We start from the raw sequence: 8,605 nt of genomic DNA, 5'->3' as shown, positions 1-8,605 counted from the left end.
GGCGCCGCGCATCAGGCGCGAGCGGTCCCGCCACCCGGACGGGCGTTCGGGGGCGGGCTCCTCGGCGGCCCGGGCGCGGGCGCTGAGCACGGCGGTCAGGGCCGCGAGCTCCTCGGCGGTGGGCTCGCCGCGGACCACGGCCAGGTGCGGCGGGTTCTTCGGCGCGCTCACAGCGGGATGTTCCCGTGCTTCTTGGGCGGCAGCTGCTTGCGCTTGTTGCGCAGCGCCTTGAGGGACTTGGCGATCCGGACGCGGGTCTCGGAGGGCATGATGACCCCGTCCACGTAGCCCCGCTCCGCCGCGGAGTAGGGGTTGAGGAGGGTGTCCTCGTACTCGCCGACCAGCCGCGTGCGCTCGGCCTCGACGTCGTCGGCGGCGGCCAGCGTGCGCCGGTGCAGGATGTTCACCGCGCCCTGGGCGCCCATGACCGCGATCTGCGCCGTGGGCCAGGCCAGGTTGACGTCGGCGCCCAGGTGCTTGGAGCCCATGACGTCGTAGGCGCCGCCGAAGGCCTTGCGCGTGATGACGGTGATCAGGGGCACCGTGGCCTCGGCGTAGGCGTACAGCAGCTTGGCGCCGCGGCGGATGATGCCGTCCCACTCCTGGTCGGTGCCGGGCAGGAACCCGGGCACGTCCACGAAGGTCAGCACCGGCACGTTGAAGGCGTCGCAGGTGCGCACGAAGCGCGCGGCCTTCTCGGAGGCGTCGATGTCCAGGCAGCCCGCCAGGCTCAGGGGCTGGTTGGCGACGATGCCGACGGACTGGCCGTCCACGCGGCCGAAGCCCACCACCATGTTCGTGGCGAACTGGGCGTGGACCTCCAGGAAGTCGCCGTCGTCCAGGACGGCCTCGACCACCGTGCGCATGTCGTAGGGCTGGTTGGCCGAGTCCGGGATGAACGCGTCCAGGGCCAGGTCGGCGTCGGTGGCCTCGTCGCCCGGGGCGTCCTCGGGGGGCAGCTGCGGCGCCTCCTCCAGGTTGTTGTCGGGCAGGTGCGAGAGCAGCGTCTTCACGTACTCGATAGCGTCCTGCTCGTCGGCGCCCATGTAGTGCGCCACACCCGACCTGGTGTTGTGGGTGCGGGCGCCGCCCAGCTCCTCCATGGAGACGTCCTCGCCGGTGACGGTCTTGATGACGTCGGGGCCGGTGATGAACATCTGCGAGGTCTCGTCCACCATCACGACGAAGTCGGTGAGGGCGGGGGAGTAGACGTGGCCGCCCGCGGCCGCGCCCATGATCAGGGAGATCTGCGGGATGACGCCCGAGGCGTGGGTGTTGCGCTTGAAGATCTCGGCGTACAGGCCGAGCGCGACCACACCCTCCTGGATGCGCGCGCCGCCGCCCTCGTTGATGCCCACGACGGGGCACCCGTTGGTGAGGGCGTGGTCGAGGACCTTGACGATCTTCTCGCCGTAGACCTCGCCCAGCGATCCGCCGAAGACGGTGACGTCCTGGCTGAACACCGCCACGGGACGTCCGTCGACCGTTCCGTGGCCGGTGACGACGCCGTCACCGTAGGGGCGGTTGCTCTCCAGGCCGAAGCTGGTGGAGCGGTGTCGGGCCAGGGCGTCGAACTCCACGAACGAGCCGGGATCGAGCAGTGCGTCGATCCGCTCGCGGGCGGTCATCTTGCCTTTGGCGTGCTGTTTCTCAACGGCTCGAGCAGACCCTGCGTGTACGGCCTCGTACCGGCGTCGTTGCAGGTCGGCGAGCTTGCCCGCGGTCGTGTGGATGTCGATCTCGTCCGCGGACAGCGGTTCAGGGGCTTCGGTGGCCATAACTACGCAGGTTAACCGCGAGGGGTCGTCACACGAGAACCCAGCCCGGGTTACCGGCCAGTAGGTACGCGGCGGCGGGCCCCCGACCAGGCCCGTCGCCGGAGCCCGGATCCGGAGCGTGCACGAGAAGCACACAAAGCGCACGGAACGTACACGCGGAGTCCGCGGCGAGGAACGCGGTATCACCGAAAACGCGTGAGGAAATGTGCTCTCCTTTCTTGTGAGCAACAATGGTTAACGCCCGGGCAAAACATCGAAAATACGCCCCCGCGCACCTGGCGGCGGGTGCGATCTCTGTAGGGTCGGTGACCATGACAGCGGTAAGCGCGGAACGCGACAGTGCACGGCAGGAAGTTCCCGAGCAGCTCAGGAATGACGTCAAACTGCTCGGCGAGATGCTCGGAACGGTCCTCGCCGAAAGCGGCGGCGAGGATCTGCTCGCCGATGTCGAGAAGCTCAGGAGGGCGGTCATCGGCGCCCGCGACGGGTCGGTCACGGGGGAGGAGATCACCGCGATCGTCGCCGCCTGGCCGCTGGAGCGCGCCAAGCAGGTGGCCCGCGCCTTCACCGTCTACTTCCACCTGGCCAACCTGGCCGAGGAACACCAGCGGATGCGGGCCCTGCGCGAGCGCGACGACGCCGCCAACCCGCCCCGCGAGTCCCTCGCGGCGGCCGTCCGCGCCATCCGCGAGGGCGAGGGCGGTGAGGAACGCCTCGACGAGCTGATCGCGGGCATGGAGTTCCACCCCGTGGTCACCGCCCACCCCACCGAGGCGCGCCGCCGCGCCGTGTCCACCTCCATCCTGCGCGTCAGCGCCCAGCTGGAGGCCTGGCACGCCTCCCACGAGGGCAGCAGCGCCGCGGCCGAGGCGCACCGGCGCCTGCTGGAGGAGATCGACCTGCTCTGGCGCACCTCCCAGCTGCGCTACACCAGGCTCAACCCGCTCGACGAGGTGCGCACCGCCCTCGCCGCGTTCGACGAGACCATCTTCTCCGTCATCCCGCAGGTCTACCGGAGCCTGGACGCCGCCATCGACCCCGAGGGCACCGGCGTGCGCCCGCCCCGCGCCACGCCCTTCGTGCGCTACGGCAGCTGGATCGGCGGCGACCGCGACGGCAACCCCTACGTCACCTCCGACATCACCCGGGAGGCCGTGCTCATCCAGTCCGAGCACGTGCTGCGCGGCCTGGAGGCCTCCTGCACCAAGGTGGCCCGCACCCTCACCGCCTACTCCAACCTCACCCCCGCCAGCCCGGCGCTGCTCGACGCGCTCGCCTCGGCCAAGGCGGGACAGCCCGAGCTGACGGCGGAGATCGGGGCGCGCTCGCCCAACGAACCGCACCGCCAGCTCCTGCTGCTGGCCGCCGCCCGGCTGCGCGCCACGCGCGAGCGCGACGCCGACCTGGCCTACCCCGACGCCGACGCCTTCCTGGCCGACCTGCGCACCGTGCAGGAGTCCCTGGCCGAGGCGGGCGCGGTCCGCCAGGCCTACGGCGAGCTCCAGCACCTGGTCTGGCAGGCGCAGACCTTCGGCTTCCACCTCGCCGAACTGGAGATCCGCCAGCACAGCGAGGTGCACGCCGTCGCGCTCGCCGAACTGCGCGAGGGCGGGGAGCTCTCCGAGCGCACCGAGGAGGTCCTCGCCACGATCCGGGTGATCGCCTGGATCCAGGAGCGCTTCGGCGTGGAGGCCTGCCGCCGCTACGTCGTCAGCTTCACCCGCTCGGCCGAGGACATCGCGGCCGTGTACGAGCTGGCCGCCCACGCGCTGCCCGCCGGACGCGTGCCCGTCCTGGACGTCGTCCCGCTGTTCGAGACCGGCGCCGACCTGGACGCCTCGCCGCACGTGCTCGACGGCATGCTCAAGCTGCCCCAGGTCAACAAGCGCCTGGACGAGACCGGCCGCAGGATCGAGGTCATGCTCGGCTACAGCGACTCCGCCAAGGACGTCGGGCCGGTCAGCGCCACCCTGCGCCTCTACGACGCCCAGGCCCGCCTGGCCGCGTGGGCGGAAGAGCACGACGTGCGCCTGACCCTGTTCCACGGCCGCGGCGGCTCGCTCGGCCGCGGCGGGGGCCCGGCCAGCCGCGCCCTGCTCGCCCAGGCGCCCGGCTCGGTCGGCGGACGGTTCAAGGTCACCGAGCAGGGCGAGGTCATCTTCGCCCGCTACGGCCAGCCCGCGATCGCCCGCCGCCACATCGAGCAGGTCGGCCACGCGGTGCTGATGGCCTCCACCGACGCCGTCCAGGAGCGCGAGCGCTCCGCCGAGCGCCGGTACCGCGCCCACGCCGACACCATCGCCCGCGCCGCCCAGGAGGCCTACCTGGAGCTGATCAACACCGAGGACTTCGCGGTGTGGTTCTCCCGGGTCAGCCCCCTGGAGGAGCTGGGCGAGCTGCGGCTGGGCTCGCGCCCCTCGCGGCGCGGCGCCGCGCGCGGGCTCGGCGACCTGCGGGCCATCCCGTGGGTGTTCGCCTGGACCCAGACCCGGGTCAACCTGCCGGGCTGGTTCGGCCTGGGCACGGGCCTGGCCGCGGTGGAGGACCTGGGCGTGCTCCAGGCGGCCTACCGCGAGTGGCCCATGTTCTCGTCCCTGCTGGACAACGCGGAGATGAGCCTGGCCAAGACCGACCGCGACATCGCCCAGCGCTACCTGGCGCTGGGCGGGCGGCCGGAGCTGACCGAGCGGGTGCTCGCCGAGTACGACCGCACCCGCGACCTGGTGCTCAAGGTGACCGGGCACAGCCGCCTGCTGGAGAACCGGGCGGTGCTCTCCCGCGCGGTGGACCTGCGCAACCCGTACGTGGACGCGCTCTCGCACCTCCAGCTGCGCGCCCTGGAGGCGCTGCGGGGCGAGGAGGCCGACTCCCTGTCTGAGGAGGACCAGCAGCACCTGGAGCGGCTGCTGCTGCTCTCGGTCAACGGCGTGGCGGCCGGACTCCAGAACACCGGCTGACCGCTGGTCGGCCCGTACACGCGAGGGCGCCCCGCACCCGGGAGGGGGCCGCGGGGCGCCCTCGCGCGTGCCCGAGCCCGTTACTCGGGGAAAGCGCTGGTGTCGATGGTGAGGTCGAACGGCTCGGGGAGGTGGATCTCCTTGCCGAAGGGGACCTTCGTGGAGCTGGTGTACCTGCCGTTCTCCGGATCGGAGTAGAGGGTGACCTCGCCCCCGCCGGTCTGCGGGTCCCAGCGGTCCACCAGCAGGTACAGGGGGATACCGGCGTGCGCGTAACCCCAGAGCTTGGGCTTGCGGTCCTTGTCCGCAGTGCTCCTCGACGTCACCTCGACCACCAGTAGGGCGTCGGACATCATGCTGTCGGGGTCGTACTCCATGGCCGAGTAGGGCAGGATCACGAGGTCGGGGATGTAGACGCCGGTCCTCATGGGGACGCGCACATCAAGAGTCTGATGGAGGCTCGCGTCCGCGAGGTCGCTTCCATCCCGCAGGAACTCGCGATACATCTCCCTTTGGATCAGGGAGACGATGTGGGCGTGTTCGCGTGTTGGGGGTGCCACAAGAAAGAGCCCGCCTTCGATGATCTCGGCCCGCCACCCGTCGGGCAGGTCCAACTCCTTCCAGGTGCGCAACATGAGCTCCCAGTGAGACGGTGTTCCGGGAGCCGTCTCAGTTTCCGCGATACTCATCTGTCGCGTCACCTCCAGTAGCTGAACGTAGCAACGCACGACCATCAAAGTGCTGGTTTCAGCTTAACGGGCGGCCCTTTGCCGCACAGGGGTTTCCGGACAGGGTTGCGGCGCTGCTGTAATGGGGGCATGGCCAGCGCACACGACCCCTTCCCGCGACCCCCGCTCGACGGGGCGGCCCTCGACGCCGCCCTCGCCCGACCGGGCGGCATGTGGCACCGGGTCGAGGTGCTCCCCGAGGCCGCCTCCACCAACACCGAGCTGACCGCGCGCGCCGTGGAGGGCGCCCCGCACGGCAGCGTGCTGGTCACCGAGCACCAGACCGCCGGGCGCGGACGCCTCGGCCGCGGCTTCTCCACCCCGCCGCGCGCCGCCCTCACCTTCTCCCTCCTGGTCCGGCCCGCGGTGCCCGTCACCCGCCTGGGCTGGCTGCCCGCGCTCATGGGCGTGGCCGCGGTCGGCGCCGTGCACCGGGTGACGGGGGTCAAGGCCGCGCTCAAGTGGCCCAACGACGTCATCGTCCCCGCGCACCTGCGCTCGGAGCCCGCGACGGCCGACGGCAAGCTCGCGGGCATCCTCTCCGAGGCCGACTTCTCCTCCGGCCACCCCGGCGTGGTCGTGGGGATGGGCCTCAACGTGTCCCAGGAACGCGCCGAACTCCCCGTGGACACCGCCGTCTCCCTGCGCGGGGAGGGGTCGGACGCCCTGGACCGGGGCGTCCTGCTCGCCGCCGTCCTGGGTGGGTTCGAGGAGCTGTACACGGTGTGGACCGCCGCCGGAGGCGACGCCGAGGCCAGCGGGCTGGCCGCGGCCTACCGGGACGCGTGCGTCACCATCGGGCGCCGCGTGCGGGTCCACCTGCCCGGGGACCGGGTGCTGGAGGGCGCTGCCACCGGTGTGGACGCCGACGCCCAGCTGCTGGTGCGCGGACCCGGCGGGGAGCGGGCCCTGAGCGCGGGCGACGTCGTCCACGTGCGCCCCGGTTCCTGACGACCGCCCCCGGTGCCCGACCCCCGCCCCGGGCCCTTCGCCGCCGTCCACAGGGGACTTCGGGCACTCCCGCGGCGGCCCTTCCGTGTGCGATCATCACCGGGTGCGGCCGCCGCCGACCGCGGCCGCGCGGGCCTGTCGGCAGGCACCCTGTCAGGGGGAGAACCGCGGGCGTAAGCTGGAGTGGAACCCCGTGCCGCGTTGTTGGCCGGTGCCGAAGTGACTGTTCCCCGCCCCGGCGGGGATGGCCCGTGAAAGAGAACGTATGCCGTCGCGTCCCGACCCGAAAGCGATCGAGTCCGCCCTGCTCGGCGGTGAAGCGGTCTACACCAGGGAGCAGGCGATCGAGCTCGCCGGCGCCGACAACGAGCTGGCCGGGCGCATCTGGCGCGCCCTGGGCTTTCCCAACCAGGGCGACGACACGGTCACCTTCGCCGAGAGCGACGTCGAGTCGCTGCGCATCGCCAACTCCCTCGTCCAGGAGGGCGTCCTGGACGAGGAGGGCGTGGTCCGCTTCGCCCGTGCGATGGGCCAGACCATGGCCCGCCTGGCCGACTGGCAGACCAGCATACTGAGCACCCTCATCTACCAGGAGGGCGAGGACTCGGTCAGCCCGCTGATGAACCGGGTCAAGGAGCTGCTGCCCGACGTGGAGCGGCTCCTGCTGCACATCTGGCGCAGACAGCTCGCCGCCTCCTCGGCCCGCACCCTCGCGGTGATGTCCGACAACGACGCCGTGCCCAACTACTACCCGCTGGTCGTCGGGTTCGCGGACCTGGTCTCCTTCACCACGCTGAGCCGCGAACTCGACGAGGTCGAGCTGGCCGGGGTGGTCGAGGGCTTCGAGGCCACCGCCGCCGACATCGTGGCCTCCGGCGGCGGCCGTGTCGTCAAGACCCTGGGCGACGAGATCCTCTACGTGGCCGACTCCCCGGCCGAGGCCGCCGACATCGCGCTGCGCCTGGCCTCGGGCGTCAAGACCCACGTGGAGGTGCCCGACGTCCGGGTGGGCCTGGCCGCCGGGCCGGTGCTGACCCTGCACGGCGACGTGTTCGGCACGACCGTCAACCGCTCCAGCCGCCTGACCTCCTTCGCCAGACCCGGCACCGTCCTCATCGACGAGAGCCTCGCCGAGAGCCTGGCCGAGGAGGAGGGACTCCAGGTGGTACAGGTGCGCGCCCGGCACGCGCACGGACTCGGCCTCATCCAGCCCTACGCCCTGCGCCGCAACTTCGAGCCCGCGGGCTGAGAACCCCCCGTCCCTCCCCGCCCGACCACCGTGTGCGCCCGGGCCCGACGGGATAGGCTCGAAGGCGTCGCACCCGACCGCGAGAGGCCAGGTGGTGAGCCGGTGACCGATCCCTCCCCCGTCCATCGTCTGCGTACCTCGGGTGTCTTCAGCCTCGAGGGCGGCGGTTTCGACGTCGAGAACAACGTCTGGATCGTCGGAGACGACGACAGCGCCATCGTCATCGACGCCGCCCACGACCACGAGGCGATCGCCCGGGGTCTGGGAGACCGCGAACTCATGGCCATCGTGGCCACCCACGGGCACAACGACCACGTCAACGCGGCCGTCGCGCTGGCCGACCTGGCCGACTGCCCGATCCTGCTGCACCCCGACGACGCCGAACTGTGGTACCGCGTGCACCCGCACCGGGAGCCGGACGCCCCGCTGCTGCACGGCGAGACGCTGGTGGTGGGGGGAGTGGAGCTGGACGTCCTGCACACCCCGGGCCACACGCCTGGAGGGGTGTGCCTGTACGCGCCCGCGCTCGGGGCGGTCTTCACCGGCGACACCCTCTTCCCGGGCGGCCCCGGTGCCACCGGGCAGCCGTTCTCGGACTTCCCGACGATCATCGCCTCGATCCGCGAGCACCTCGCGGGCCTGCCGCGGGACACGGTCGTCCACCCCGGCCACGGGGAGTCCACCACCGTGGCCGAGGCCGCCGAGAACCTCGACGCCTGGGCGTCCCGGGGGTTCTGAGCCGGGTACTGCTCGGCGCCGACCGGCGCCGGGCGGGCTGATCCGCCGGGCCGTCCGGGGCCCGCTCCGGCATCCGCCGTGTCGGGGCCTTTCGGGACAGCAGGGCCGGTCAGCCCCTTCCGAACCGGTCCTCTACGCTCGGATTGCACATCCTGGATCGGAGCACCATGAACCCCACCCGTCTCGCCCCCGCGGTTCTCCTCG

The 8,605-nt window shown here is 72.0% G+C and carries 7 protein-coding genes; 4 read left to right on the top strand and 3 right to left on the bottom strand.

What is annotated here, in order from left to right; translation table 11 throughout:
• Together DQW06_RS18455 and DQW06_RS18450 are read right to left on the bottom strand one after the other, a co-directional pair.
• A partial coding sequence (locus DQW06_RS18455) for an acyl-CoA carboxylase subunit epsilon (protein WP_157983483.1) occupies positions 1 to 171 on the bottom strand: 171 nt, incomplete at its 3' end.
• A complete protein-coding gene (locus DQW06_RS18450; RefSeq protein ID WP_013154945.1) occupies positions 168 to 1,778 on the bottom strand; it encodes an acyl-CoA carboxylase subunit beta in 1,611 nt (536 codons plus the stop codon). The genes DQW06_RS18450 and DQW06_RS18455, both read right to left, overlap by 4 nt.
• A gap of 311 nt (positions 1,779 to 2,089) precedes the next feature.
• Between DQW06_RS18450 and DQW06_RS18445 the strand changes: the two genes are divergently transcribed.
• On the top strand, positions 2,090 to 4,735 hold the full coding sequence (locus tag DQW06_RS18445) for a phosphoenolpyruvate carboxylase (protein WP_255418247.1): 2,646 nt from the start codon (positions 2,090 to 2,092) through the stop codon (positions 4,733 to 4,735).
• Positions 4,736 to 4,815: 80 nt separating this feature from the next.
• Here DQW06_RS18445 and DQW06_RS18440 read toward each other — a convergent pair whose 3' ends face one another.
• Positions 4,816 to 5,370 (bottom strand): Uma2 family endonuclease, encoded by a 555-nt coding sequence (locus DQW06_RS18440; protein ID WP_117198992.1) that lies wholly within the window; start codon positions 5,368 to 5,370, stop codon positions 4,816 to 4,818.
• A 183-nt stretch (positions 5,371 to 5,553) separates the two neighbouring features.
• Here DQW06_RS18440 and DQW06_RS18435 point away from each other — a divergent pair, with 183 nt between their 5' ends.
• The 3 genes from DQW06_RS18435 (at position 5,554) to DQW06_RS18425 (ending at position 8,401) form a co-directional block, all read left to right on the top strand.
• Positions 5,554 to 6,414 (top strand): biotin--[acetyl-CoA-carboxylase] ligase, encoded by an 861-nt coding sequence (locus DQW06_RS18435; protein WP_013154942.1) that lies wholly within the window; start codon positions 5,554 to 5,556, stop codon positions 6,412 to 6,414.
• 265 nt (positions 6,415 to 6,679) lie between these two features.
• On the top strand, positions 6,680 to 7,663 hold the full coding sequence (locus DQW06_RS18430) for an adenylate/guanylate cyclase domain-containing protein (RefSeq protein ID WP_019611367.1): 984 nt from the start codon (positions 6,680 to 6,682) through the stop codon (positions 7,661 to 7,663).
• Between the two features lie 102 nt (positions 7,664 to 7,765).
• Complete coding sequence (locus DQW06_RS18425) at positions 7,766 to 8,401, top strand: MBL fold metallo-hydrolase (protein WP_013154940.1); 636 nt, start codon at positions 7,766 to 7,768, stop codon at positions 8,399 to 8,401.
• Positions 8,402 to 8,605 lie beyond the last annotated feature (204 nt).

This window comes from Nocardiopsis sp. TNDT3 (assembly GCF_003427465.1).
Taxonomy (GTDB): domain Bacteria; phylum Actinomycetota; class Actinomycetes; order Streptosporangiales; family Streptosporangiaceae; genus Nocardiopsis; species Nocardiopsis dassonvillei.
This window is presented reverse-complemented; position numbering and strand designations above follow the sequence as displayed.

Excerpts from the sequence above, each read along its gene's own strand:
- DQW06_RS18450 (WP_013154945.1), bottom strand. The coding sequence starts at position 1,778 with ATGGCCACCGAAGCCCCTGAACCGCTGTCCGCGGACGAGATCGACATC.
- DQW06_RS18445 (WP_255418247.1), top strand. The coding sequence starts at position 2,090 with ATGACAGCGGTAAGCGCGGAACGCGACAGTGCACGGCAGGAAGTTCCC.
- DQW06_RS18440 (WP_117198992.1), bottom strand. The coding sequence starts at position 5,370 with ATGTTGCGCACCTGGAAGGAGTTGGACCTGCCCGACGGGTGGCGGGCC.
- DQW06_RS18435 (WP_013154942.1), top strand. The coding sequence starts at position 5,554 with ATGGCCAGCGCACACGACCCCTTCCCGCGACCCCCGCTCGACGGGGCG.
- DQW06_RS18430 (WP_019611367.1), top strand. The coding sequence starts at position 6,680 with ATGCCGTCGCGTCCCGACCCGAAAGCGATCGAGTCCGCCCTGCTCGGC.